Genomic DNA, 24,401 nt, shown 5'->3' on the forward strand with positions numbered 1-24,401 from the left:
ACCCCAGCGACCGTAGGAGACCTGCCGGAGTCAGGCGGGATGGAGGACCACGCTGTAGCGCGACCAGTTGGCGTCTGACGACACAGCCATCAGGCCTTCAAGGCGGGCCTGGGCAATCAGCAGGCGGTCGAAGGGATCCTCGTGGATGGCGGGAAGGCAGCCGGTTTCGATCACATGGGCATCGCTGATCGGCAGCAAGGTGGCCCCGGCACTGAGGCTCTGATCGCGAAAGCGCGATGGATCCAGCGGCAGCTTGCCAAGACGATGCTTGATCGCCACCTCCCAGACAGCGCGCGGGTGTCCTCTCGCAGGGGCTGGTCGTCCAGCAGCCACCAGATCAGGACTTGCGTATCGAGCAACAGCCTCATCAGTGGCCCATCAGCCGCTGCACCTCGGCATCAGCCTCAGGGCTGAAAGCCACATCGATGCTGGGCCGATCCAGGTGTGCCAGATCTCCTGCAAGAACTCCCAGGTGCTTCAGCCCACGGCTCTGAGCGCAGGGCACCAGCCGCACCTGGGGATCTCCATGGCTGGCGATGACCACGTCCTCTCCAGCCAATGCGGCCTTGACCAGTTTCGAGAGCTGGCTTTTCGCTTCGAGCATGTTGACCTGCATGACAACCCGGCAACGCCTTGGCCAAGCTAGCCAAGAGCAGAGGCGGTGCCACCCGTTCACCCCTTGCCCAGCTCCATCAGCCACGCCTGGAAGCGCTCCAGATCCGCCTCGATCCCCGGCCAGAGGGCGATGGACCGCTGGAGGAGCTGCCGCACCCGATCCGCCTCCAGTTCGTAGGCGTAGAGATGACGCACCACATGGCGGAAGGCCAGCAGTTCCGCCAATCCCATCCGCACCGCAGGGCTGAGCACGGCCGGCCTGGAGTCGGTGGCGATGGCCATGCGATCCAACAGCCGGCGATGCCAGTCGCTGCCCTCCGGTGTTCCCCCGTTAAACACCCGCACGATCAACAGCAGACATCGCTCCACTCCCGTGTACAGGCTCTGGAGCCGCAGGGCCGCCGAGTCCATCGCTTCACTGCTGCCACTGCCGGCTTCCATGAGGCTTTCGAGGCGCTCCAGGCTGCGCACCAAAGCGGAGAGCTTGTCGCGCTCGACGCGCAGATCGAGCTGCAGATCGCCCAGCTGCCGCTGCCACGGATCGAGGGAGGCCATCAGAGCACGATGGCCCGCTCCCGGATGCGCTGCTGCCAGTGGGGCGGCAGGCTTTCCAGGCGCACCAGATCGATCGGGATGGCTGGATCCTGGCGGGAGGCCGCCAGGCTGTCGAGCTCCGCCGTGGCGGTGAGCAGCGCCTCCGGCGGCAGACCCGCCACCGCCAGGTCGATGTCGGAGCTGCGGTGGCAGCGGCCCTCGGCCACCGAGCCGAACAGCCAGATGGCCTCGATGCCCGGCCTGCCCTGCCGCAGCAGAGCTGCTGCCTCAAGGGCCAGACGGTGAGCCGCCCGCTCCCGGGCCTGGACCGAAGCGATCGCTTCCTGCCGGCGCTGGCGCCAGATCTCGCGCTGGGAGGGGCTCACCACCATGGACTGAGCCTAATCACCCCACTCAGCCCGCCCACACCTCGGCCTGCTCCTCGGGAATCAGCAGCTAGCCGAGCCGTGAGCCCACGGCTGCTGCAACGAAGCGGATGGACTCTGGCGTCCATCAGGAATCATCCGCTCCAGAGATCCTGGGGAGATCACGGCGGAGTGTCAGCTCAAGAACCGTTTCGAGGCGAATCACGCGGGCGTTCAGGGCTTCAAGGCGGCGTTGCTGGTCTTGCATCAAGACCGCCATCTGCTCAACACGGTCGTTCATGCGGATCACGGTGGTGAGGGCCCCGAGAATCCGATCGGTCACGCTCATGCGGATTGGCCCTGGTCCATGGAGAGGTTGGAAGCGCGGACCATCGCCAGTGCCTGGTCCAGTGCCTGCTCGGCCCGAGCCGTGCTGCTCTCGATCTGATCCAAGGCGGCGATCAGAACAGCGTCATCGCCTGAAACCGCCGATGGAGCGCGGTAGGCCTCACCGGCCTGACGAAAAAACTGTCCGAGGGACAGACCCATGGCTTGGGCACGCTGCGTGTACGTCTCCTTTTCCTGGGGCGTCATCAGGACGGCCACGCGCTCTGTGGAGCGGGTGGAACGGTTGGCCTGAACGGCCATCGCAAGCTGTGCATGTGCTGACCATGCTAATGGAAAAGAGGGCGAAGGCGTTTCCCCCTCAGCATCAACAGCATGGGGGGCGCCACCGAAACGAAATCAAAACGCTGGCGGGATCGTCTCTCGGCCCGCTGGCCCATGGTGGCCCGCTCCGGTGGGGTGAGGCCGAACCCACGCATCAGCCCGGCACCTGCCTGATCTCACTCGGCAGAGATGTTCAGTGGCTGGGCCGGAGCATGGCGCCAGCAGCAGGGTGTGCCCCCATCCCGCCTCGCGGGCCAGGGCGATCCAGAGCCTCACGCGGTCATCAGGCAGCCAGCGCCGCGATCAGCGCGGGATTGGCATGCCAGCTGCAGGTCCCCTCCGTCACCGCCTCGATGCCCAGCTCGGCCCGCAGCTCCTCCAGGTTCTGCTCCATCCGCTCCTCCCAGATCACCGGAAACAGCGGCCGGGCCTCGGCGCCGATGTGCAGACCCTTGCTGATCATGCCGAAGGCGTAACCGGCGGTGCGGGCCTGCTCGGCCGGGGTTTCCAGTTCATCGATCGGCGTGTCGTTGCGGAACCAGTTGAGCAGCAGCGCCATCAGATCGGTGAAGGCCAGGCCCGGGTGGGCGAACTGGGCCACGCTCAGGCTGATGACACCGAGTTCACCGAAATTGTCGAGACTGAAGCCACTGACGATGTGGTGGATGTCGTGGGTGGCGTAGACGCGGTAGTTGATGTAATCGGCGTCGGTTTCGAGGTTGGCGTAGAACTCGGGTTTGGGGAAGAAGTTGATGTCGTACCCCATCGTCTCCAGCACCGTGGCGTAGGTGTGGCCCAGGGTGCCCTTCGGCAGGGCCTTGAGGGCGGCCGCGTCGTAGGGGCCGCTGAGCCGCCGCTGCTCGATCAGGGCCACCGCGGCCGGGTCCCGCTGCAGCAGCGCCCGGCACACCTGCATCGGCCGCGACTGGCGCAGCCGATGGGAAAGCAGGAAGACGTTGTTGGCCGACGCTCCGGCTCCGGCGGCCAGATCGGCGAGTTCCAGAAAGGAGTGGATGTTCTCCTCAGTGGCGATCCGATCGAGGTAGCGAAATCCCATGGGTGCGGTGCGCGGCGGGGGAGCGGCGAGAAACTACTCAGGAACGCAACCTGATCCGTTTGCGGATCCGGCGGGCGACGGCGAAGGCACTTCCCACGCCGAGAATTGGAAGCGGGGCCGGAACGTTCGAGACCGGTGCCGCGTCAGCGACGTACAACCCAGCCCAGCTGAGGCTGTCCTCCTCGGTTTCGCCTTCGAGCGCCATGCTGGCCGCGAAGGCAATGCGGCCGTTGCGGTAGCCATCCCGCTCAAGCCCCACGGCCACGATCGGGATGCCTGCCGCATCCGGATCGATGAGCCCACCGTCCATGCCCGTTTCCACGATGGTGCGAATGTCCGAAGTCCCATCAGTACTCGCGGCATAGAGACCCGAAAACACCTCCTTGAAGACGTCGTCCTCGCCATCCACTTCCCCCAGACCGATTCCCTTGAAGGCCAGATCCTCTTCATCGAGAGCCATGAAGGAGGAGGAGCGCCACCTGGCCAGCTCCTGGTCCCCTTCCTCATCCCCTCCTTCCCCGACCCCAGGCGGTCGTCCGGAGAAGTTCCAGGACAGGAAGGAGGAGAACTGCTCGCCGGTGCTGGCGATCAACTTGGTGAGCTTCGAGGCGATATCGGTGACGAAGATGCCCTGATTCAGCGGAACCTCGAACTGGAAGTTCCCGTTGCCCACCCCACCGACGGAGGCATTGTCGGATTGCTCCTGGCAGTACTGAAGCCGGGCTTCGTTGCCGGATGACGCACAGGAGACCTGCTGGGTGATGGTGTCGGTGCCCCAGGCCCCCCAGTAGGCCACGGAACGGCCATTGAAGGAGAGAACCTCGCCGATGCTTCTGAGGCCCCCGGCATCCGTCAGGTCGGTGAGGCCGCCGATGCTGGCCAGGGAGGTGAGGGAGGTGGGATCCCCGAAAAGGGATGATAGATAGATGCCCCCGACCGAGGGTGCCTCTTCGTTGTCAACCCCGAGGAACACGGCCATGTTCATGGCGGCGCTCGGTGGTGCGGTGGAGCCGAAGTTGCGGTTCAGGGAATCACCCGGGATCGGCGTGTTGCTGTCAGCGATGAAACGGACCGGGGCCACACCAGCGTCGGCGAGCAGATCCCGGAAGTACACCCCCGTTCTGCCCACCCCCTGGGCATCGGTCCAGTTGCCCTTGAAGACCACCGTGTTATCGGTGACCGAGGGCGCACCGGGGAACTGATCGAATTTCAGGCCCGTGGAACCGCCAGCAGCAGGAACGCTGAAGTAGTTGAAGGTGGCCAGTCCGCCGAGCTGGCTGGCACCCGTGATCAGAAAGCCCGATGGATTGCTGTAGATCCCTGAGGTGCCGAACGATCCGTCGTCGGTGCGCCACACCGGGCTCGACTGCCCACGGAAGCCGACCGTTGCCGAGGCTGTCAGATCGATGCGCGGGAAGGAAGGAAACTCCGTGAAGGTCGCTCCCGTGTTGTTGGGGTCGGGGACAAGGCCACCACGGACCGCGATCGGCACGATCGGACGGGGCAGGGAGGCATCGCGGAGATCACGGGTGAAGATGCCGGTGGAGGGTTGACCGCTGCCGGAACCACCGCGACCGCGGGCCCGGAACACAACCAGGCCTGCGGCATTGATCGAGGGCTGGTTGTAGGCGTTGAACAGGCTAGCGGTGCCGGGAATCAGGTCGGCATTGTTCACCACCGTCTGGAAGCGAAAGGGCTCGGCCAAGACGGGTGAGCCCGCGGCAACAACGGCGACGACAGCTCCCAGCAGTCCCACGGACGGGAGACGAAGACGACCCACGGGAAAGCCCCAGAGAACACTCACCATGTTTTAACCGCTTATGCGCCGAAGAAGCAGGCGGCTTAACGCAGGGCAATAATTCAACACTATGCGCTGCAAGGCTTTGGTTAAACCAAGGCATCGACGCGGCGGGCCAGCCCGCCGGAGGGCGCTCGCTGGGGCTGGTGCATCACACAGCACGTCTGCGGCAGTACGCAGTTCCTCCAGCCATTCCTGGAAGCGCGCAAGTTCCGCCTCGATCCCCCCCTGCAAAGGGCAATCGTCCGCTGGAGCAGCAGGCACACCCGATCCGCATCCAGTTCGTCAACGTAATGGCCATGCGATCCAGCAGCCGCCGATGCCAGTCGCTGCCCTCCGGCGTTCCCCCGTTGAGCACCCTCACGATCAACAGCAGACACCGCTCCGCGCCGGTGTAGAGGCTCTGGAGCCGCAAGGGCAGCCGAGTCGACCGTTTCAATGCTGGCGCTGCCTGCCTCCACGAGGCCTTGAAGCCGCTCCAGACGGCCAACCAGCTCTGAGAGTTTGTCGCGCTCGATGCTCAGATCGAGCTGCAGATCGCTCAGTTACCGCTGCCAGGGATCGAGGGATGTCATCAGAGCTCGAGCCTCACAACGCGATGGCCCGCTGCCGGATGCGCTCCTGCCAGTGGGGCGGCAGGCTGTCGAGCTCGGCCGTGGCGGTGCGCAGCGCCCCGATCCGCGAGCTGGTCTCCATCTGAGCGGAGGATGGGGTGGCCCATGCGGTTCTCGCGGATGGTTCCTTCCTGGCTTGGCACGCCCCTGGTGACCAAGGCCTTCGTGGCCGTGATCGGCACGCTGGTGATCGTCCTGGTCGTGCGGATCGCTCAGACCTCCCTGATCCGTTCCCTGCGCGATCCGGACAGCCGTTACTACGCGCGCAAGCTGGTCACCCTCGGCGGTTATCTCTCTGCCTTGCTGCTGCTGACCATCGTCTTCCGCGATCGGCTCGGCGGCCTCACGGTGGCGATCGGCGTGGCCAGCGCCGGTATCGCGTTCGCCCTGCAGGAAGTGATCGCCAGCATTGCGGGCTGGATCGCCATCTCCTTCGGCGGCTTCTACGCACCGGGCGATCGTGTGCAGTTGGGCGGTATCCGCGGCGATGTGATCGACATCGGCATCCTCAGAACCACCCTGATGGAACTGGGGGAATGGGTGAGTTCCGATCTCTACACCGGCCGGATCGTCAGGATTGCCAACAGTTTCGTGTTCAAGGAGCCCGTTTTCAACTATTCGGGAGACTTCCCCTTTCTCTGGGACGAGCTGCGTGTGCCGGTCATGCACGGCGGCGACCATCGTCTCGCCAGGACCATCCTCGAGCGGGTGATGGGCGAGGAATTCTCCCATGAACTCATCGAAGCCTCCATGCAGGCTTGGCGGGACATGGTGCGGCGCTACCTGCTCGAGAACGCCAGCCTGGAGCCCGCCGTGAGTCTGGTGATCACCGACAACTGGCTGGAGTTCACCCTGCGTTACGTGGTGGATTACAAGCAGCGCCGCGTCACGCGAGACCGACTCTTCGTGAGGATCCTGGATGCCTTCGCCGCCACAGAGGGAAAGGTGGCGATCGGCTCCACCACCATTCAGTTGGTGGAACCTCCCCCCTTCGAGGTGAGAGTCTCGCGGAGCCCCACGAAACCTGACCAACAAGCCCCTTAAGTGCGGCGTCCTCAGGCCTCCAGGGCCTGGGTGAGAGCAGGGTTCTGATGCCAGCTCCAGGTCCCCTCCTGCACCGCCTCGATGCCCAGCTCGGCCCACAGTTCCTGCCGATGCGAGAGCAGGAAGACGTTGTTGGCCGCCTCAGACCACGCAGGCATCGATGCGGCGCGCCAGGGCGAGGTCGAGGTCCGACAGCCCGCCGGTGTCGTGGGTGGTGAGGTTGATCGTCACCCGGTTCCAGACATTGCACCACTCCGGGTGGTGCCCCAGGGCCTCGGCCGCCAGGGCCACCCGGGTCATGAAGCCGAAGGCGGCCGAAAAATCGGTGAAGCGCAGTTCGCGGTGCAACTTGCCCTCCCGCACCGTCCACTGCGGCAGTTCGGTGGGCAGGGAAGCGATCTGGGCCGGGGTCAGGGGCTTGGCAGCCATGGCAGGAAGGGGCAGAGGATCAGGGTCGTTCGCCGAGCAGATGCAGGCTGAAGCGGCGCCGGTGCGGCCGGGCCCTGTGCTCCCACACATACACAGCCAGGCTGGTGCAGGTGAGCGCGGTGCGGATGTGGGCGGGCATGTCGTCGGGGCCTTCGTCGTCGTGCACCCAGGCGCGCCGCTCGCCCTGGCCGCTGATCGGCCGCACCCCCTCGGGGGGCACCAGGGCCCGCAGAAAGGCGGCCAGATCAATCAGCACCCTGGGGTCGGCATTTTCGTTGATCGTCAGCGAACAGGAGGTGTGCTGGCTGGCGATGGTGGCGCTGCCCAGCTGCAGCCCGCTGGCGGCGATCAGGCCATTGATGGCCGCGGTGATGTCATCGAAACCCTCGCCCTTGGTGGTGATCTCCAGCTGGCAGAGGGTCTGGCGCAGCATGAGGGATGGTCAGCCGGCGGCGGCGACCTGGAGGCCCGATCGCTGCTCGTCGATCGTGGTCAGGCGGCAGGCCTGGGGGTCCCAGAGGATGTAGCTGAAGCACCCCGGGATATCGGCCAGCGACAGCCGCCGCACGCCGCTCAGCAGGTGGGCGTTGCGCTCATGGCAGGCGCGCAGCTGGTAGTTGGGGATCTTCGAGGAGAGGTGGTGGATGGCATGGCAGCCGATGTCGGCCGAGAACCAGTTGAAGATCGGCGGCAGCTCCAGGTCGCTGGTGCCCTCCAGCACCCCGGTCATCTCGCTCCAGCCGGCGGTGGCATGGGCGTAAGAGCCGGGGAAGTTGTGCTGCACGAAGAAGATGCAGATGAAAATCGCCGCCGCACAGGCCATCACCGGGGTGTAGAGCGACCAGAACACACCCGCACCCAGCCACTTGGCCATCAGCCACCAGGAGCCGATCACGGCGATGTTGTTGGCCACCAGATGGCGGAATTCCTCGTTGGTGTACCAGTGCTTGGAGCGGTAGCTGGCCAGGATCTGGCCCAGGCCCATCGGCTCCGGGCTGCGCAGGCAGGCCATCAGGTGGGGGACGAAGCCCGCCAGCCCCAGCAGCAGGGCCACCCGGGGCTTGATCACCAGGTAGAAAAAGCCACCGGGGAACAGCATCGCCGGGTGGCGCAGCACGCCATAGAACCGCTGCTGGCCGGGGCTGAGCGCCGCAAAGGCGCTGGTGGTGACCAGGGCCGACGGTCCCTGGTACTTCTCCCAGTCGCCGTTGTGGCGGTGGTGGTAGGCATGGCCCCGCGACCAGGGGTACTGGGGGATGGCGCTGAGCACCCCAAGCAGGAAGCCGAACACCTGGTTGGCCCGCCGGCTGCGGAACAGGGAGTCGTGGCCGCAGTCGTGCATCAGCGAAAAGATGCGCGCCAGCAGCAGCACCATCACCACCATCGTGGGGATCAGCAGCAGCGGCGCCTGCTTGAGGCTCCAGTCGGCGACCCACCACAGGGCCGCGTAGGGAATCACGGTGTTGGCGATCTGCCAACCGCCGCGCAGATTCGAACTGTCCATGAAGGAATTCAGCTCGAAATCGCCGCGTTTCGGCTGTCGAACCACGGCGGGATCAGACAGGGTGGCTGGCGAGGTTCCCGGCGGCAATGCAAACCTTTGTAGATATCGCGCGATCCTAGGCAGGGATCCAGCGCGGCGACAGGCGTGCTGGCGAATGGAATCTGAATAGGATCTGCAGCCCACATGCTGCGCCCAAGGTGAGCGACCTGATCGTCGTGGGCAGTGGGCTGGGCGGCCTTTGCGCCGGCGCCATCGCCGCCCGCCATGGGCTGGAGGTGCTCGTTCTCGAGGCCCACACCACCCCGGGCGGCGCCGCCCATGGCTTTCGCCGCGGCCCCTTTCAGTTCGAGTCCGGGCCGTCGCTGTGGAGTGGCCTGGGCCGCTGGCCCAGCACCAATCCCCTGGCCCAGGTGCTGCGGGCGGTGGGGGAAACCCTGCCCGTGGCCACCTACCGCGACTGGGGCCTGCTGCTGCCCGAGGGCTCGCTGCGGGTGGGGGTGGGGCAGGGGCCGTTCCTGGCCCTGCTGCGCGAGCTGCGCGGGCCGGCGGTAGCCGAGGAATGGGACCGTTTCCTCACGGCCCTCAAGCCCAGCTGCGACGCGGCCCGCTGCCTGCCCCTGCTGGCCCTGCGGCCCGGGGCGGGGCTGGCCACCACCCTCGGCGGCGGCAACGCCCTGCGCCTGCTGGGCCAGGCGGGGCGGCTGGCGGGCCTGGGGGGCGCCTTCGGGCCGATCGCCCGCCGCCACCTCCGTGATCCCTTCCTGCTCCACTGGGTCGAGCTGCTCTGCTTCCTGATCTCCGGCCTGCCCATGGACCAGACCAGCGCCGCCGCCATGGCGACCCTGTTCGGCGAATGGTTCGAGCCCGATGCCTGCCTCGACTACCCCATCGGCGGCAGTGGGGCTGTGGCCGCCGCGCTGGTGCGCGGCATGGAGCGCCACGGCGGCCGGCTGCGCACCGCAGCGCCGGTGGCCGACATCCTGGTGGAACGGGGGCGGGCCGTCGGCGTCCGGCTCGAGAACGGCGAGCGCCTCGAGGCGCAGCGCGGGGTGATCGCCAACACCAGCCCCTGGGATCTGCTCTCCCTGCTGCCCCAGGACGCGGTGCCCTCCCGCTGGCGGCGGCGCCAGGCGGCCACCCCGGCCTGCGCCAGCTTTCTGCACTGGCACCTGGCCCTGCGCGGCGACGACCTCGACCACCTGCCGATCCACCACGTCTGGGTGGGCGACTGGCAACGGGGCATCGGCGCCGAACGCAACATGGTGGTGCTGTCGATGCCCTCCCGGCTCGACCCGGCCTGCGCCCCGCCCGGCCACCAGGTGCTGCACGGCTACACGCCGGCCAACGAGCCCTGGGAGCTGTGGCAGGGGCTGGAGCGGGGCAGCCCCGCCTACGACGCCCTGAAAAAGGAACGCTGCGCCGTCTTCGGGCAGGTGCTCTCCCAGGTGCTGCCCGACTGGCAGGAGCGGGTGGTGCTCGAACTGCAGGGCACCCCCCTGACCCACCGCCACTACCTGCGCACGCACCAGGGCAGCTACGGCCCGGCCTGGCCGGCCAGCGGCGGCCCCTTCCCCGGCGGCACCACCCCGATCGAAGGCCTGGTGCTCTGCGGCGCCGGCGTCTTCCCGGGCATCGGCGTGCCGCCGGTGGCGGTGAGCGGCGCCATGGCGGCCCACCGCTTCGTGGGGGCACGCCAGCAGCGGCAGCTGCTGGAGGAGATCGGCCTGACGGAGCTCTGAAGCGCTCAGAAGTTCCGCAACGCCAGGCTGCCCAGCTGCACCTCGCGCAGCAGCAACACCACCGCCGTCATCAGCGAGCCCATCGCCAGCACGAACAGCCCAGCCACCAGGGGCGTCAGATCGATGCTGGCCAGGGTGCTGAGGAACAGCACCATCACCACCGTCGCCACCAGCAGGAAGCTGATGGCGGCGAAGGTGAAGGCCTGAGCCGCCAGGTTCATGCGACGGCGATGCACCAGCAGCTCCTTCTGCAACTCCCGTTCCTCGGCCACGCTGGCGCCGATATCCCTCGCCTTGATCACCCGGGCCCGGTCGATGATGCGCCCGAGGCGGGTGGTGATCACCCCGAGCAGGCCACTGATGCCCGCCAGCAGGAACACCGGGGTGACCGCCAGCCGGATCGTCTCGGCCAGGTTGCCGGCCTTCGCGCTGACCACGAGCAGGATCTGTACCAAGGAACCCTGACTTGGACAATGAATCTAAGCCGGGGGCCCCTGCCAGCCTGGAGCGCCGACTGCCGCCCCCCGCCCCCCATGACCACGATCACCTGCCGCTACGAAGGCGCCCTGCGCTGCGCGGCGGAGCACGCCGCCTCGGGCTCGCGGCTGATCACCGATGCCCCCGTCGACAACCAGGGCAAGGGCGAAGCCTTCTCCCCCACCGACCTGGTGGGCACGGCCCTGGCCACCTGCCTGCTGACGGTGATGGGCATCGTGGCCGAACGCCAGGGCCTAACCCTGGAGGGCGCCTCGGTGCGACTGGAGAAGGGCATGAGCAGCAGCGGCGAGCGCCGCATCGCCCTGCTGGAGGCCTGGATCAACCTGCCGGCCGGCCTCGGGGCCGAGCAGCGCGAGCTGCTGATCCGCGCCGGCGAGAGCTGCCCGGTGAAGGTCAGCCTGGAAGGTTGCGTGCCGATGCGGCTGCACTGGAGCCCGGCGGCGGCGGACTGAGGGTGACGCCCACCTCCAGCTGCTCCAGCGGGGCGTCGGGATCCGCCGGCACCAGCAACACCATGGTGCTGGCGGCGGGCCGGGTGCCGGGCTGCTCCTGCAGGATCTCCAGGGCCACCATCGTCTTGCGCCACTGCAGGATCTTGCCCTCGAGCAGCGCCACGAAGTCGTCAGGGCTCCAGCGGGCCCCCTCCCCCCGGCAGGGGTAGCGCTCCAGCACATCCAGGATCTCCATCTCCCGCAGTGGCGCCGCGTCGGCCGGATCCCACACCAGCAGATAGTTGCCATCGAGAGCGTTGGCCTCCAGGAGGCTCGCCTCACTGGCCAGCAGGGTGTCGAGGGCCATCTCGTCGTCGTCCCGCTCGATCGCGGTGAGCAGGGCCTCCAGCACCAGTTGGGTGTCGTCGTCGAGCTGGTCGCAATGGACCGTGAGCAGGCCCGTCACCGCCAGTTCGATCTCCCCGAGCGGCAGCACCATCGTCAGGGCCCGCAGGATGGCGCTGAGCACGTCACCGGCTTCCCCATCACCGGGCTGGTCGTCCAGCACCAGATCGGGGTCGGCCATGAAGCGTTCGATGGCCGCAAGCACCAGGTCCTGCTCCGGAGAAGGGGGATGCATCGATCCGGCCGCAGACGTGACGTAGCACCACCATGGCGCCGCCGGCGGCAGGCCGCAGCGCCCATGGGGTCTCCCATCACCAGAGCAAGCGGCAGGGGAAGGTGGCCAAGGCGGGGTCGATGCTCACCAGTTGCAACCCCTCCAGCTCCGCCTGGGCCGCCAGCAGCCGATCGAACGGATCGCGATGGGCCTGGGGGTAAGCGCCAGCGCGAACGCCGTGATGCAACTGCACGGCAAGGGGCTGGAAGCCCTGCTGCTGCACAAGGGAAGGCAGATCCAGCAGCAGTCCTTCAGCGCCGGGAAGTTTGCCCAGCCTGACCTTGGTAGCGATCTCCCAGCCGGAGGCGGCGCTCACGAAGATGGCCGCCGCCGGATCGCCAATGGCCTTCTGGGCGATCCCGGAGAGCTTCTCCGGTTCCACCAACCACCAGAGCAGGGCATGGGTATCCAGCAGGAGGGACGCGGCCATCAACGGGGCAGCGCCGCCTCAAGGGCATCGAGCTCCTCAGGGGGGAGGGGGGCCAGGAGCACGTCCGTGGCAGGAAGCTGCAGTCGCCCACGCAGCACCCCTGGCTGGCGGCGGGGCTGATCGGGGTCCAGCGGCACCAGCCGCGCCCAGGGCTTGCCGTCCTTCGCCACCAGGATGGTTTCGCCGGCATGGGCGGCGTCGATCAGCCGCGAGAACTGGGTCTTGGCCTCATGAACGTTGACGGTGCGCATGGCGGAAGCTGCCCATCAAGGGCACGAGCACGGATTGAGATTAGTCCGGATGTGGACCCAGAACAGCGTCCCCATGGCGCCATGCTGACCCCACCGGCTCGACCGATTCCATGACCGCAGCGGCTCCAGCCCTCGACCAGCTCCAGCAGCACCTGCACACCACCCGCCTGCTGGGCTCGATCAGCAGCACCCTCTATTACGACCAGAACACGGTGATGCCCGCCGCCGGTGCCGCCTGGCGCGGTGAGCAGCTAGCCCTGCTGGCCGCCCAGCTGCACGAGCGCCAGAGCAGTGCGGCCTACGCCGACCTGGTGGCCGCCGCCGAAGCCGAGCTCACGGCCGATGCCCCCCCGCAGCGGCGCCGCAACCTGCAGCTGCTGCGCCTGGAACTCGACCGCCAGAGCTGCCTTGATCCGGCGCTGGTCACCGCCCTGGCCCGGGCCCAGTCCCATGGCAATGCGATCTGGCAGCAAGCCAGGGCCGCCAACGACTTCGCCGCCTTCGCGCCGGCCCTGCGGCAGCTGATCGCCCTGCGCCGCGAGCAGGCCGGCCAGCTGGCGGCGGCCGAGCCCGTGGCCCGCAGCCCCTGGGAAATCCTGGCCCAGCCGTTCGAGCCCGACATCAGCAAGGCGCGGCTCCAGGAGCTGTTCGCGCCGCTGGCGGCGCAGCTGCCCGGCCTGCTGGAACAGGTGGCGGCCGCGCCTGCTCCCAGCCCGACCCAGGCCTTCGACCTGCCCGAAGCCCTGCAGGAGAGCCTCTGCAGCGAGCTGCTCAATGGCTGGGGTTACGACGGCCGCCGCTGCCAGCGCTCCCGCTCCGCCCACCCCTTCTCCTGCACCGTGGGCCCCGAGGACTTCCGCATCACCACCCGCGTCGTGCGCGGCCAGCCGCTCTCGGCCTTCCTGGCCACCGCCCATGAATGGGGCCACTCCCTTTATGAGCAAGGCCTGCCCCGCAGCGACGACCATTTCTTCCCCTGGCCCCTGGGGGAGGCCACCTCGATGGGGGTGCACGAGTCCCAGTCGCTGTTCTGGGAGTGCCGGGTGGCCCGCAGCCGAGCCTTCGCCGAGCGCTGGCATCCGCGCTTCCGCCAGGGCCTGGGGTCCGATCCCTGGGGCGGTGTTCAGGGGTTCTGGCGGTCCTTCAATCCGCTGCGGCCGGGCCTGATCCGGGTGGAAGCCGACGAACTCAGCTACAGCCTGCACATCGTGCTGCGCTTTGAGCTGGAGCTGGCCCTGCTGGAGCAGGAGCTGCCGGTGGAGGAACTCCCCGGGCAGTGGAACCGGCGCTTCAAGGACCTGCTGGGCCTGGTGCCGCCCAGCGATGCCGAAGGCTGCCTGCAGGACATCCACTGGGCCGAGGGCCTGTTCGGCTACTTCCCCTCCTATGCCCTGGGCCATCTGATCAGCGCCCAGATCTCCGAGGCCCTGGAGCAGCAGATCGGCCCGATCGAGGCGCTGGTGGCGGCGGGCCAGGAGTCCGCCCTGCAGGACTGGCTCGCCAGCAGCCTCTGGCCCCTGGGCCGCTCGGTCAACGCCGAGCAACTGGTGCAGCAGGTCACGGGCCGGCCGCTGAGCTCGGAGGCTTTCCTCACCTACCTGCGCGCCAAGGTGGGCCAGCTGGCCGAGGGGGCCTGAACCGGGTCTGCCGGGGGCCGCTGCCTAAGATGCCGCCGCCGAAAAGCCCCCACCATGGCGAACATCGACCACGCCCCCAGCCGCACCATGCTGAACCTGCTGCATGTGCTGCCGGCCTTCGCCGATGAGGCCGAGCTGCGTCTCAACGCCATCGTGGAGCTCAACTCGAACACGATCAACAAATACGAGCTGATCACCGAAACCGGCCACCTGAAGCTCGATCGGGTCGGCTATTCCTCCCTGGCGTACCCCTTCGCCTACGGCTGCATTCCCCGCACCTGGGACGAGGACGGTGATCCCCTCGACATCGAGATCGTCGGCGTCACCGAGCCCCTGGTGCCAGGCAGCCTGGTGGAGGCCCGCATCATCGGCATCATGTGCTTCGACGATGGCGGCGAGGTGGACGACAAGGTGATCGCCGTGCTGGCCGATGACAAGCGCATGGATCACATCACCAGTTACACCCAGCTTGGGGAGCACTGGCTGAAGGAAACCCAGTACTACTGGGAGCACTACAAGGACCTCAAGAAGCCCGGCACCTGCAAGGTCAACGGCTTCCACGACAACGGCGAAGCCGTTCGCATCATCAAGGAATGCGAAGATCGTTACATGACTGTCATCGACTCCCGTCTGGTCGACTGACGACCCCCACCACCGCCCCCCGGCGGCTTCCCTGATCCCGCTCCATCCATGTCGCGTTCCCTTGTCCTTGCCCTGCTCCTGACGACCGGCGGGAGCGCCGCGATGGCTTCAGGAGCCCCGGCCGTCGCGCCAGCCACTGCCCCCGCCGTGGCGCCAGCTGTTGAAGCGCCGGCGCCCACCGCGTCCCCGGCCCTGGCCACGCCCACACCGGCAACCCCGACTCCGGCCAAGGCCGCCGTCACGAGCACCAAGGAAATCGTGCTGGAGCTGGGCAAGCGCACGATCAGCCTGCGGGACAACGGCAAGGTGCTGGGCAGCTGGCCCGTGGCCATCGGCGATTCCCGCACCCCCACCCCCAAAGGACGCTTCCTGGTGGAGACCAAGGTGGTCAATCCCCAGTACCAGAGCACGGCGAGCGGCAAGATCAACCCCACCAAGGGCCCCAACGGCCCCCTGGGCGACCGCTGGATCGGCTTCAAGAAGAGCGGCCCCAACCAGTACGGCATCCACGGCACCCCCAGCGCCTGGGCCTGGACCGTCACCTCCCGCTCCGCCGTGACCAACGGCTGTGTCCGGATGCTCACCCCCCATGTGCGCGCCCTGTTCGACCAGGTGGACGTCGGAACGCCGGTGGTGGTGAAACCCTGAACCTGGACGGGTTCTTCCGAAGAAACGGTCAGCGACCGAAGAGATTCTGGAGATTGGCCTGGAAGGGTTTGATGTCTGGGTGCAAACACTTAATCTCGAAAAACCGATCCCGAGCGGCACCCTGCAAGGCCCTCCTATCTCCATGTTCGACTCCGGCAACCCACTCACCACCGACCAGCTGAACAGCACGTCGCTGAAATGGGGCAACGACGGAGAGCTGTCCGAACTGGATCTGCAGCGCATTCTGGGGCTGCTGTCTCAGGTCGACCCCGTCGCCGAGGCCCTGATGGAGGGCCGCTCCGAAGCCGCCTGAAACCGTCGCGCCTGGGCCCTGGCCATCCCATCGCGGCTGGCCATCCCCCTCAACCTGCTGACTTCCAGACCACCGGCAGGCAAGCCATGGGGCAGATGGTCCCCAGCCCCCCCCTCCCGTTCGAAGACCGGCAGCTGCCGTAGACCATTGGGTCTGAGCTGATCTTCGAGCCGATCAAGGTTCACCCCCATCGGCAACCACACCAGTTCCGTGCGGATGCAGTCCGCCAGGCCCAACACCTCTTGGCGCTGGACTTCAGAGGCCAGGCCCCGCTGCAGGTCGCCGATCGTCACCAGCCCCAGGGTCAGGCCGGCCTGCTCCACCAGCAGGCAATGGCCATGGCTGTCGATCAGCCTGGCCAGGGCGGCGGCGGCCGGCATGGCGGCCGGCAGCACCAACGGCGCCTCCGGTTCGAAGGCCTCCTGCACAGCAATCTCAGCCAGCAGGCCGCGGCGTCGCTCTTCAAGCGGGTCGGGTCCCATCAGACCGGGATCATGGATCCCCTGCCAGCGTTCCACCAGGGCGGCGCTGAGGCCGGCGGCCGCCATCAGCGGCAGCACGATGCGGATGTCGCGGGTGAGCTCGAACAGCAGCAGCAAGGCGGTGAGCGGTGCCCTGGCGCTGCCGGCCAGCACCGCCGCCATGCCGACCATGGCATAGGCCGGAGGTTCGGCCACCGGCAGGTTGAGGCCACCGCTGCCCAGCACCTGGCCATAACAGTTGCCCAGCACGGCTCCCAGGAACAGGGAGGGGGCGAAACCGCCGCCCACGAAGCCGGTGGCGTTGCTGACCGTGGTGGCGACCAGCTTGACGCCGATCAGGGCCACCAGAGTGAGCAGCGGGATGCCGCCATCGCGGCCCAGCAGCGCTTCGATCGTGTCGTACCCCACGCCCAGCACCTGGGGGAACACCAGCGCCATGGCCCCGAGGGCCGCCCCGCCCAGGGCCGTGGGCATCCCCGGCGGCAGCCGCCGCACCACGGCCTGAACCCGCTCGCCCCGGCCAGCCGCCAGCAGCCGGATCAGCAGCCACGACATCAGGCTGGCCAGCAGGCCCAGCCCCAGATAGAGGGGAAGCTCCAGGGGCGAGCGCACCTCGTAGGCGGGCAGGCGCAGGATCGGCGTGTCGCCGAGGCACAGCTGCGTCACCAGCGCTGAGGCCACCGCCGCCACCAGCACCGCCCGTAGGCTGGGGCGACCGGGGATGGCGCTGTAACTGCCCTCGAAGGCGAAGAACACCCCGGCGATCGGCGCCTTGAAACCGGCCGCCAGGCCCGCCGCCACTCCGGCCCCCACCAGGGCCTTCTGGGCCTGGGGGGAAAGGCGGCCCTTCAGCGCCACCCACAGGCCGATGTTGCCGCCACCCTCCACACTCGGACCCTCCGGCCCGAGCGACGCGCCGCTGCCCAGGCTGAGGGACGCCGCCACCAGGCGCAGCCAGGGCAGACGCGGCTCGCCGCCCTGGCTGCCATCGGCGATCGCCATCAGGCTGGACAGACCAGGACCGATGCTGCCGGCCCCATGGCGCAGCAGGCCCACCGCCAGACCGCCCAGGGTCGGCACCACCACCACCGGCCAGAGGGCCAGCCAGTCGGGCGTGTTGGGCAGGCTGATGGGCGGGGGTTCGGGCGGTGGCGGCGGTGCCGCCGCCAGCAGGCCGATGCCATCAAGGCCGAGCTGGAGCAAAGCCCGCAGGGGAGTGCCACTGTCGGGCGCCAGCGGCGGCAGGTCGATCGACGGCAAGTCGGCGGGGGAGGCGGGCGAGGAGCGCCCGATCACCAGCAGGCCCTCCACGAACGGGCCGAACAGAAAATTGTTGATGAAACCCAGCAGTTCGTGGAAGGCAACCACCGCCAGGCCGGTCAGGGTGCCGACCAGGGCCGCCCAGGCCAGCAGGTTCCATTGGAAGGGCAGGCCGCGCAGGTCGGCCTCGGGCCCTGGGGCCCGGTGGCCGTTGGCCTCAGCTTCCGGGGCGGACGGTGGCAAAGATCTCCTCCAGGATCTCCCCGGCCCCCTGGGACCGCAGGGTCTCCGCCAGCGCCAGGCCGATCGCTTCAGGATCGCTGGCCGGGCCGCGGCAGCTGTCGCGCAGGAGACGCTGGCCGTCGATGCTCGCCACCATGCCGGTCAGCACCAGCTCGTCGTTCTCGAAGTGGGTGTTGACGCCGATGGGCACCTGACAGCCCCCCTCCAGACTGCGCAGGAAGGAGCGCTCAGCCAGGCAGCGACGGGCCGTCGGCCGGTGCTCCAGCACGCCGATCGTGTCGAGCACGGCCTGGTCTCCGGCACGGCATTCGATGCCCAGGGCGCCCTGACCCACGGCATGGAGCGAAATCGACGGATCGATCAGTTCGTGGATGCGCGCCCCCAGGCCCAGCCGGGTCAGACCGGCGGCCGCCAGGATCAGGCAGTCGTAGACGCCGGCATCGAGCTTCTCCAGACGGGTGATCACGTTGCCCCGCACGTCCTTGAACACCAGGTGGGGGTAGTGGTGACGCAGCTGGGCCAGGCGCCGCAGGGAGCTGGTACCCACCACGCTGCCCTCGGGCAGGGTGGCCAGGCTGAGCTCCCGGTGCCGTTCATGCACCACCAGGGCATCGGCGGGATCCTCCCGCTCGGTGATGCAGCCCAGGATCAGACCCTCCGGCAGGTTGGTGGGCAGGTCCTTGAGGCTGTGCACGGCGATGTCAGCCCGATCGACCAGCATCTGGGCCTCCAGTTCCTTGGTGAACAGGCCCTTGTCGCCGATCTTGGCCAGGGCCACATCGAGAATCTTGTCCCCCTGGGTGGCCATCGCCTCGATCGCGATCGTCAGCTCGGGGTGGGCCCGCGAGAGCTCGTCCCGCACCCAGTGGGTCTGGACCATGGCCAGCTGGCTGCGGCGGGAGGCGATGCGCAGGGTGGAGCTGGCCATTGGACGCTTCGGGCGGCAGCGACGGCTGCCAGGCAACAGCCGCCCAGCCTAGGGACCGGCCCGTCCCTGCTTCCGGCCTGCGGGCGGAACGTGATCAGCTGATGGGATCAGGCGAACAGATCCAGCGGCAGGGGGCCCCAGGTGTCCTCGGCGGCAGGATCGGCGGCGTCATGGCCGGTGATCAGGATCCCCTCGCCGAGTCCGTCCTCCCGGCGCAGATGGAACAGTCCCGTGCGCTGGTTGCCCTTCAGGAACACCGGACCGGGCGCGCCGCTGGGCTCCCCGGCGCCGGCCTCCCCTGGCCGCAGGGCCGGCCAGCCCAGGGCCGCCTCGAGCTGCCCCAGGGCCGCCACGGCCGCCGCCGACGACGGCGCCATGATGCCGACCGTGAACCAGCCGCAGGCCCCCAACAGGACCGTGAGCTCGTCGCGCAGCAGGCGGGCCTGGGCAGCATCGAGGCCAGGGGCGGAGCGGAGGCCCCGCAGACCGGCCAGGTCGGTGATCGGGAGGTCGGTCGTCAAGGCGATCGCTGCGAACGGAACGTCCCACTCTGGGGGTCAGAGGAGGGGGGATCCCGCCAGAAGCCAAGGCAGACCGTCAGCCAGGCCAGACCGACGGCGGCGCCCGCCACCAGATCCGTGGGCCAGTGGGCCCGCACGTAGAGGGTGCTCAGCCAGACCAGACCCACCAGCAGGGAGGCGGCCGTCGTCAGGACAGGCCGCAGACGCGGATGGTGGGAGCCCAGGATCACCACCATGGCGAAGTAGAAAGCCACGGCCCCGGCGGCATGGCCACTGGGGAAGCTGTGGCCATCGAGCGGCAGCAGGCTGCCGGGGGGGCGCTGGCGGCTGAACAGCGGCTTGAACACCAGATCCACCAGGATCAGGATCCCACCGGTGGCCATCACCAGCAGGCGCAGATCGGTCCACCATCGGCGCAGCACGAGATAGATCAGGGCCATCGCCACCAGAACGGCGGTGAAGCCGACACCGGTGGCCCGATACACCTGGGTCAGGGCCCCGCCCACCAGGCCGTGGAAATGGTTGCCCAGCCAGTCCAGGACGGTCGCGTCCAGCAACGCCAGCGGCCGGCCAGGGGCCACGGCCACAAACAGCCCCACCAGCACGATCAGGCAGGCAGGCAACAGGATCCTGTCCCGTGGCAGCAGACGGAATCCCATCACGGCACCAGAGAGCGACGGGGCACCCGCCAGAGAGCCAGCTCCCCGGAGCGGGACAGGCGCTCGATCCCCTCGGAGGGCAGGGCCAGCCCCTCGAGATCGCGGCGATCGCCCAGCAGCCGCAGCGACCGGCTGGCCGGGGTGAGCGACAGGGCGTCGGGGCCCTGCAGCGCCAGCTGATTGATGTGGAGGCGATCGGAGACGAAGACGGCCTCGGGCTCCCCGTAGAACAACAGGCTGTAGCGCTTGGTGCCGACGATCAGCAGTGGCTCATGCGGCTGGGCGGCAGCCTGGGCCGTACGCGCCATCTGGCGCAGGGGCAGCTGACGCTCGCGGTCGAGCAGGGGGCCGAGGGGCGCGATCACCAGCCCCAGCACCGCCAGGAAACCGGCCAGGCTGGGCAGCCACAGCCAATCGCTCGCCGCCGGCCGCAGGAGCAGCACCACCAGGGCCAGGGCCGTGAGCCCCAGACACAGGCTCAGCATCAGGGGCAGGCCGGAGCTCGACAGGGCGGCACCGAACGCCGGGTAGGCCGGATCGCTCGCCACCCACCCCGGCGCCAGGGCCGCCGCCACCGCCATGGCGGCCAGCAGCAGCACCTCGCAGACGGTGGCGATGCGCACCCCTGCCCTGCCAGCGCCGGCCCGGGGCGCCGTGGAGGCCTCCGGCAGGGGGCGCCACAGCAGCGCCACCAGCAGGCTCGCCGCCGGCAGCGACGGCAGGATGTACCCGGGCAGCTTGGTGGCGGCAGCCGAGAAGAAGGCCACCACCAGCACCAGCCACAGCAGCAGGAACAGGCCCAGTTCGGCAGGGGCGGCCTCTGCAACTGGGCCTAGCCTCGCCATCCGCCAGCGTCGGGGCTGCCAGAAGCCCTGGGCCGCGATCGCCAGGGGCAGGAACAGCGACCAGGGCAGCACCAGCAGCACCAGCCAGGGCAGGTAGAACCAGGGGGGGCCGGGGTGGTCGTACAGCACCGTGGTGAAGCGCTGCAGGTTGCTGAACCCCAGGAACCCTCCCAGGAAGTCAGCGCCGTTGACCACGGCCGCCGCCGTGTACCAGGGGGCACTCACCCCGAGGAACAGGGCCACCATCGCCAGCAGGGGCCGCCAGCGCAGCCAGGATCGCCAGTGGCCCGTGAGCAGCAGGAACGCCACCACCACCAGGCCCGGCAGCAACAGACCCACCGGGCCCTTGGCCAGCACGGCGATCCCAGCGAACAGCGCCATGGCCACCCGGCCAAGACCGGCCCGCCCGGGGTGGCTCAGGTGGCGATGGGCCAGCAGGAAGCCGAACAACGACAGGCCGATGGCGCTGGAGAGGAACATGTCCGTGGTGGAGGTGCGTCCCCAGCCGATCCAGCCCGGCGTGGTGGCGATCACCCCAGCGGCCAGCGCCGCCCGCAGCACCCGGGGCCGGCCGGCTTCCCCCGCCGGCGACCAGGCCAGCATCAGGCCGAAGCCCGCCAGCACCACCGCACTGGCGGCAAGGGCCACCGGCAGGCGGGCGGCCCACTCACTGACCCCGAACAGGCGGAAGCTGAGGCCCACCATCCAGTACCCCCAGACGGGGTAATCAAAGAAGCGTTCGCCGTTCCACCAGGGGGTGACCCAGTCGCCCCGTTCCAGCATCTGGTGGCCCACCTCCACGAACAGGGCCTCGGTCTTGTCCATCAGACCGAGGCTGCCCAGACCCTGGAAGAAGGCCAGCCAGCACAGCAGGATCAACCAGAGGCCGCTGAGCACCCAGATCATCCGCCCATGGATCCGGGCATGGGCGCTTGGCGGAAGGGCCCCTGGGGCAGCAGACACCATCCTTGGGGAACGGCAAGGTCAAGGCGAAGTTAAGGCCGTGGGCCGCCGACGTGGGCAACGGCTGGCAGGACGTTGCCTAGGGAGTGTTCCAGACGAAGCGGGAGGAGGCGGCGTACTTCCAGACGAAGTCGACGGCGATCCCCGCCAGCAGGGCCAGCAGCGGCTGAGGCGAGACCTGGCGGAAGAAAGCCGAGGACACCCCGACGTTGGCCGCCATCCCCAGGGACGTGACCAGCAGAAAGCGGATCAGACCGAACACCAGCGCCATGCCGCTGAGCTGCTGGGAACGGAAGGTCAGCACATTGTTGATCAGGTAGTTGGAGCAGCCCGCACAGACCACCGCGACCACCTGGGCCTGCTCGAAGCCCAGTCCGATCACCTGCTGCATCAACGCAAACACCGACAGGTGAATGCCGATCCCCGTGGCTCCCACCAGGGCGAAGCTGACGGCCCGCCGGGGCACCATGCGCAACAGCAGGGTGTGCAGGATCGAGACCCCGAGATCCCAGATCACCGCCACGTTGAGCTTGGACTCTCCAGCCCCGCGGGGCTGGAATTGCAGCGGCACCTCCGCCACCACCAGGTGACCGTGGCTGAGGGCCAGCAATTCGTAGAGAAACTTGAAGCCGTTGACGTCCACCTGCCGAACGAAGGGCAGGCACCGCTCGGGACGCAGGGCGAAGAAACCGCTCATGTAATCGGTGAGATGGCGGTAGCGGGGCAAGCTGAAACGCGCCACCGCATTGGCCCAGGTGGAGTTGCGCTCGCGCTGCTCGCTCAGGCCCAGGATGCTGGCCTGGTGGTGGAAGCGGCTGCCGATCATCAGATCGCTGCCACTGGTGAGCAGGGCGGAAACGGCCTGCGCCACCGCAGCGGGTTCGTGCTGGCCGTCGCTGTCCATGACCACCACGACATCACCAGTGGCATCAAGAATCCCTTCCTTGATGGCACTGGAAAGGCCGAAGCGTCCGACCCTCCGAATCAGCCGGACACTGTCGTGGTGATGGGCCAGTTGACGGACCTTCTCAGAGGTGCCGTCGTTGGAATCATCGTCAACGAACAGCAACTCAAGATCGTAGTGATCACCCAACGACAGCAGTGCGTTGACCATGGGCTCAACGTTGTCGCATTCGTTGAAGGTGGGCAGGACCACCGACAAACGCATGGGCTGGCCTGCTTCAGTCATCGGAATTGTTTCCCATGGCTTGGAGGAACTTTCTTGCACTTAGAGAAGGTCAGAAAGTTCCCTGTTCCGTGGGCGACTACTTGATGTACTCCTTCAGGACGCCGTTGCGGTTGGGGTGGCGAAGCTTGCGCAGCGCTTTGGCTTCAATCTGGCGGATGCGTTCACGGGTCACGTCGAAAATCTGGCCGATTTCCTCCAGGGTCTTCATCCGACCATCGTCCAGGCCGTAACGGAGACGCAACACATCGCGCTCGCGGGGGCTGAGGGTGGCCAGGACGCCCTCGAGATCTTCCCGCAGCAGGTTCTTGGCCACATCCTGCTCAGGGTTCTCAATGTCGGCCTCGATGAAGTCACCAAGCCTGGAGTCTTCCTCCTTACCGATGGGGGTTTCCAGGGAGATGGGCAGCTGGGCCGATTTGGCGATGAAGCGCAGCTTCTCGATCGTCATCTCCATGCTTTCAGCAATCTCCTCTTCCGTCGGCTTACGGCCGAATTCCTGGGAGAGGGTCTTGGTGGTCTTCTTGATCCGGGAGATGGTTTCGTAGAGGTGAACAGGCAAGCGGATGGTGCGGCTCTGATCGGCGATCGCGCGGGTGATCGCCTGGCGGATCCACCAGGTGGCGTACGTGGAGAACTTGTAACCCTTCTCGTGGTCGAACTTCTCGGCGGCACGAATCAGACCGAGGCTGCCTTCCTGGATCAGATCCTGGAAGGAAAGGCCCCGGTTCATGTACTTCTTGGCGATCGACACGACCAGCCGCAGGTTCGACTGGACCATCTTTTCCTTGGCCCGGCGGCCCAGCATCAGACGCCGACGGAACTTGATCAGCGGCATGTCGAAGATGCCTGCCCATTCCTTGGTGTCAGGGAAATGGCCCTTGTCGGCCTCAAACTCAGCAGCCTTCTCCTCCAGTTCGAGCAGATCGGCGATCTTGCGGGCCAGCTCGATCTCCTCGTCGGGCCGGAGCAGACGGATACGTCCGATCTCCTGGAGGTAGACGCGGATCGAATCTTCGGTGTAGACGCCCTTGGGCCCCACCTTGATGCCCGCGAGGGCCTTGGCACTCTTGGCCTCCTTGGGAAGGTCGCCGCCGGCCTCCGACGGGTCATCGCCGCCGTCGGGGGCCTCGTCGAGGACCAGCACCACGGGCTTGGCCACGGCCGTTTTGGCGGCCGTCTTGGTGGCCTTGGCAGCGGGCTTGGCCGTCGTTTTGGACGTGGCCGCCTTGGCGCGGGTGGCGGTCTTTCTGGCCGTCGCGGGGGCTGAGGTGGCCGCCGGCTCTATGGGCATCACGTCCCCGTTGGCGGTGACGGTGGCCAGGATTTCAGGAACGGCGGCTTTGGCCTTGGCGGCGACTGGGCTCATGGAAACGACGCGAAAAGGAAGAAGAGCGGGGGCAGAAGGAGGCGGGAC

At 67.9% G+C, this 24,401-nt stretch carries 31 protein-coding genes; 7 read left to right on the top strand and 24 right to left on the bottom strand.

Going from position 1 to position 24,401, the window contains the following annotated elements; translation table 11 throughout:
- Positions 1-30 precede the first annotated feature (30 nt).
- The 9 genes from KUG43_RS12655 to KUG43_RS17370 form a co-directional block, all read right to left on the bottom strand.
- Positions 31-279 (bottom strand): type II toxin-antitoxin system VapC family toxin, encoded by a 249-nt coding sequence (locus KUG43_RS12655; protein WP_286194740.1) that lies wholly within the window; start codon positions 277-279, stop codon positions 31-33.
- 88 nt (positions 280-367) lie between these two features.
- Positions 368-616 carry a type II toxin-antitoxin system Phd/YefM family antitoxin gene (locus tag KUG43_RS12660; RefSeq protein WP_216909564.1) on the bottom strand — a complete coding sequence of 83 codons (249 nt, stop codon included), beginning with the start codon at positions 614-616 and terminating at the stop codon, positions 368-370.
- A gap of 56 nt (positions 617-672) precedes the next feature.
- Entirely contained in the window at positions 673-1,170 is a 498-nt protein-coding gene (locus KUG43_RS12665; RefSeq protein ID WP_216909566.1) for a ribonuclease toxin HepT-like protein, read from the bottom strand.
- A complete protein-coding gene (locus KUG43_RS12670) occupies positions 1,170-1,541 on the bottom strand; it encodes a nucleotidyltransferase family protein (protein ID WP_216909568.1) in 372 nt (123 codons plus the stop codon). Before KUG43_RS12670 ends, KUG43_RS12665 begins: the two co-directional genes overlap by 1 nt.
- A gap of 121 nt (positions 1,542-1,662) precedes the next feature.
- Positions 1,663-1,824, bottom strand: coding sequence for a hypothetical protein (locus KUG43_RS12675; RefSeq protein WP_216909570.1), 162 nt, complete (start codon positions 1,822-1,824; stop codon positions 1,663-1,665).
- A 35-nt stretch (positions 1,825-1,859) separates the two neighbouring features.
- A complete protein-coding gene (locus KUG43_RS12680) occupies positions 1,860-2,162 on the bottom strand; it encodes a plasmid mobilization protein (protein ID WP_216909572.1) in 303 nt (100 codons plus the stop codon).
- 304 nt (positions 2,163-2,466) lie between these two features.
- Entirely contained in the window at positions 2,467-3,240 is a 774-nt protein-coding gene (locus KUG43_RS12685; protein WP_216909574.1) for a Coq4 family protein, read from the bottom strand.
- 37 nt (positions 3,241-3,277) lie between these two features.
- Positions 3,278-4,945 (bottom strand): hypothetical protein, encoded by a 1,668-nt coding sequence (locus KUG43_RS12690; RefSeq protein ID WP_216909576.1) that lies wholly within the window; start codon positions 4,943-4,945, stop codon positions 3,278-3,280.
- 244 nt (positions 4,946-5,189) lie between these two features.
- Positions 5,190-5,402, bottom strand: coding sequence for a hypothetical protein (locus KUG43_RS17370; protein WP_353618041.1), 213 nt, complete (start codon positions 5,400-5,402; stop codon positions 5,190-5,192).
- A 370-nt stretch (positions 5,403-5,772) separates the two neighbouring features.
- Between KUG43_RS17370 and KUG43_RS12695 the strand changes: the two genes are divergently transcribed.
- Positions 5,773-6,696, top strand: coding sequence for a mechanosensitive ion channel family protein (locus tag KUG43_RS12695; protein ID WP_286194742.1), 924 nt, complete (start codon positions 5,773-5,775; stop codon positions 6,694-6,696).
- A gap of 11 nt (positions 6,697-6,707) precedes the next feature.
- On the opposite strand, the gene KUG43_RS12700 is transcribed toward KUG43_RS12695, so the two are convergent.
- The 4 genes from KUG43_RS12700 to KUG43_RS12715 are packed head-to-tail and all read right to left on the bottom strand — an operon-like array spanning position 6,708 to position 8,674.
- On the bottom strand, positions 6,708-6,854 hold the full coding sequence (locus KUG43_RS12700) for a hypothetical protein (RefSeq protein WP_216909580.1): 147 nt from the start codon (positions 6,852-6,854) through the stop codon (positions 6,708-6,710).
- Positions 6,838-7,125 (bottom strand): 4a-hydroxytetrahydrobiopterin dehydratase, encoded by a 288-nt coding sequence (locus KUG43_RS12705; RefSeq protein ID WP_216909583.1) that lies wholly within the window; start codon positions 7,123-7,125, stop codon positions 6,838-6,840. The genes KUG43_RS12700 and KUG43_RS12705 overlap by 17 nt, the downstream gene beginning before the upstream one ends.
- 19 nt (positions 7,126-7,144) lie before the next feature.
- The gene (locus KUG43_RS12710) at positions 7,145-7,558 is read right to left on the bottom strand and encodes a secondary thiamine-phosphate synthase enzyme YjbQ (protein WP_216909585.1); all 414 of its coding nucleotides are present in this window, start codon (positions 7,556-7,558) and stop codon (positions 7,145-7,147) included.
- A 9-nt stretch (positions 7,559-7,567) separates the two neighbouring features.
- Entirely contained in the window at positions 7,568-8,674 is a 1,107-nt protein-coding gene (locus KUG43_RS12715) for a fatty acid desaturase (protein WP_216909587.1), read from the bottom strand.
- Between the two features lie 152 nt (positions 8,675-8,826).
- Between KUG43_RS12715 and KUG43_RS12720 the strand changes: the two genes are divergently transcribed.
- On the top strand, positions 8,827-10,368 hold the full coding sequence (locus tag KUG43_RS12720) for a phytoene desaturase family protein (protein ID WP_216909589.1): 1,542 nt from the start codon (positions 8,827-8,829) through the stop codon (positions 10,366-10,368).
- A 5-nt stretch (positions 10,369-10,373) separates the two neighbouring features.
- Here KUG43_RS12720 and KUG43_RS12725 read toward each other — a convergent pair whose 3' ends face one another.
- Positions 10,374-10,823: a DUF2721 domain-containing protein gene (locus tag KUG43_RS12725; RefSeq protein WP_216909591.1), complete on the bottom strand. Its 450-nt coding sequence runs from the start codon at positions 10,821-10,823 to the stop codon at positions 10,374-10,376.
- A gap of 78 nt (positions 10,824-10,901) precedes the next feature.
- Between KUG43_RS12725 and KUG43_RS12730 the strand changes: the two genes are divergently transcribed.
- Positions 10,902-11,318, top strand: coding sequence for an OsmC family protein (locus KUG43_RS12730; RefSeq protein WP_216909593.1), 417 nt, complete (start codon positions 10,902-10,904; stop codon positions 11,316-11,318).
- Here KUG43_RS12730 and KUG43_RS12735 read toward each other — a convergent pair.
- From KUG43_RS12735 to KUG43_RS12745, 3 genes are all read right to left on the bottom strand, one after another.
- Positions 11,260-11,937, bottom strand: a complete 678-nt coding sequence (locus KUG43_RS12735) for a hypothetical protein (protein ID WP_216909595.1) — start codon at positions 11,935-11,937, stop codon at positions 11,260-11,262. The two genes, KUG43_RS12730 and KUG43_RS12735, sit on opposite strands and share 59 nt — an antisense overlap.
- Positions 11,938-12,013: 76 nt before the next feature.
- Positions 12,014-12,406 carry a type II toxin-antitoxin system VapC family toxin gene (locus KUG43_RS12740; protein ID WP_216909597.1) on the bottom strand — a complete coding sequence of 131 codons (393 nt, stop codon included), beginning with the start codon at positions 12,404-12,406 and terminating at the stop codon, positions 12,014-12,016.
- Positions 12,406-12,657 carry a type II toxin-antitoxin system Phd/YefM family antitoxin gene (locus KUG43_RS12745; RefSeq protein ID WP_216909599.1) on the bottom strand — a complete coding sequence of 84 codons (252 nt, stop codon included), beginning with the start codon at positions 12,655-12,657 and terminating at the stop codon, positions 12,406-12,408. Before KUG43_RS12745 ends, KUG43_RS12740 begins: the two co-directional genes overlap by 1 nt.
- Before the next feature lie 110 nt (positions 12,658-12,767).
- On the opposite strand from KUG43_RS12745, the gene KUG43_RS12750 reads away from it, so the two are divergent.
- From KUG43_RS12750 to KUG43_RS12765, 4 genes are all read left to right on the top strand, one after another.
- The gene (locus tag KUG43_RS12750) at positions 12,768-14,294 is read left to right on the top strand and encodes a carboxypeptidase M32 (RefSeq protein ID WP_216909601.1); all 1,527 of its coding nucleotides are present in this window, start codon (positions 12,768-12,770) and stop codon (positions 14,292-14,294) included.
- 54 nt (positions 14,295-14,348) lie between these two features.
- The gene (locus tag KUG43_RS12755; protein ID WP_216909603.1) at positions 14,349-14,936 is read left to right on the top strand and encodes an inorganic diphosphatase; all 588 of its coding nucleotides are present in this window, start codon (positions 14,349-14,351) and stop codon (positions 14,934-14,936) included.
- Positions 14,937-15,083: 147 nt separating this feature from the next.
- Positions 15,084-15,584, top strand: a complete 501-nt coding sequence (locus tag KUG43_RS12760; RefSeq protein WP_353618035.1) for a L,D-transpeptidase — start codon at positions 15,084-15,086, stop codon at positions 15,582-15,584.
- A 142-nt stretch (positions 15,585-15,726) separates the two neighbouring features.
- On the top strand, positions 15,727-15,897 hold the full coding sequence (locus KUG43_RS12765) for a DUF8633 family putative protein (protein WP_216909607.1): 171 nt from the start codon (positions 15,727-15,729) through the stop codon (positions 15,895-15,897).
- On the opposite strand, the gene KUG43_RS12770 is transcribed toward KUG43_RS12765, so the two are convergent.
- The 7 genes from KUG43_RS12770 to rpoD all read right to left on the bottom strand — a co-directional run bounded on the left by KUG43_RS12770 (position 15,843) and on the right by rpoD (position 24,353).
- Complete coding sequence (locus KUG43_RS12770) at positions 15,843-17,882, bottom strand: chloride channel protein (protein WP_216909609.1); 2,040 nt, start codon at positions 17,880-17,882, stop codon at positions 15,843-15,845. The two genes, KUG43_RS12765 and KUG43_RS12770, sit on opposite strands and share 55 nt — an antisense overlap.
- On the bottom strand, positions 17,857-18,810 hold the full coding sequence (gene hemC / locus KUG43_RS12775; RefSeq protein ID WP_216909611.1) for a hydroxymethylbilane synthase: 954 nt from the start codon (positions 18,808-18,810) through the stop codon (positions 17,857-17,859). Before hemC ends, KUG43_RS12770 begins: the two co-directional genes overlap by 26 nt.
- Positions 18,811-18,917: 107 nt before the next feature.
- Positions 18,918-19,331, bottom strand: coding sequence for a DUF1824 family protein (locus KUG43_RS12780; protein WP_216909613.1), 414 nt, complete (start codon positions 19,329-19,331; stop codon positions 18,918-18,920).
- Positions 19,328-19,990, bottom strand: coding sequence for a phosphatase PAP2 family protein (locus KUG43_RS12785; RefSeq protein WP_216909615.1), 663 nt, complete (start codon positions 19,988-19,990; stop codon positions 19,328-19,330). Before KUG43_RS12785 ends, KUG43_RS12780 begins: the two co-directional genes overlap by 4 nt.
- Positions 19,990-21,741, bottom strand: coding sequence for an ArnT family glycosyltransferase (locus KUG43_RS12790; RefSeq protein ID WP_286194744.1), 1,752 nt, complete (start codon positions 21,739-21,741; stop codon positions 19,990-19,992). Before KUG43_RS12790 ends, KUG43_RS12785 begins: the two co-directional genes overlap by 1 nt.
- Before the next feature lie 136 nt (positions 21,742-21,877).
- Complete coding sequence (locus KUG43_RS12795) at positions 21,878-22,966, bottom strand: glycosyltransferase (RefSeq protein ID WP_286194745.1); 1,089 nt, start codon at positions 22,964-22,966, stop codon at positions 21,878-21,880.
- A gap of 97 nt (positions 22,967-23,063) precedes the next feature.
- Positions 23,064-24,353: an RNA polymerase sigma factor RpoD gene (gene rpoD / locus KUG43_RS12800; protein ID WP_216909620.1), complete on the bottom strand. Its 1,290-nt coding sequence runs from the start codon at positions 24,351-24,353 to the stop codon at positions 23,064-23,066.
- Between the last annotated feature and the right edge of the window lie 48 nt (positions 24,354-24,401).

The sequence above is a fragment of the Synechococcus sp. CCY 0621 genome (genome assembly GCF_019038465.1).
Lineage (GTDB): Bacteria > Cyanobacteriota > Cyanobacteriia > PCC-6307 > Cyanobiaceae > Cyanobium.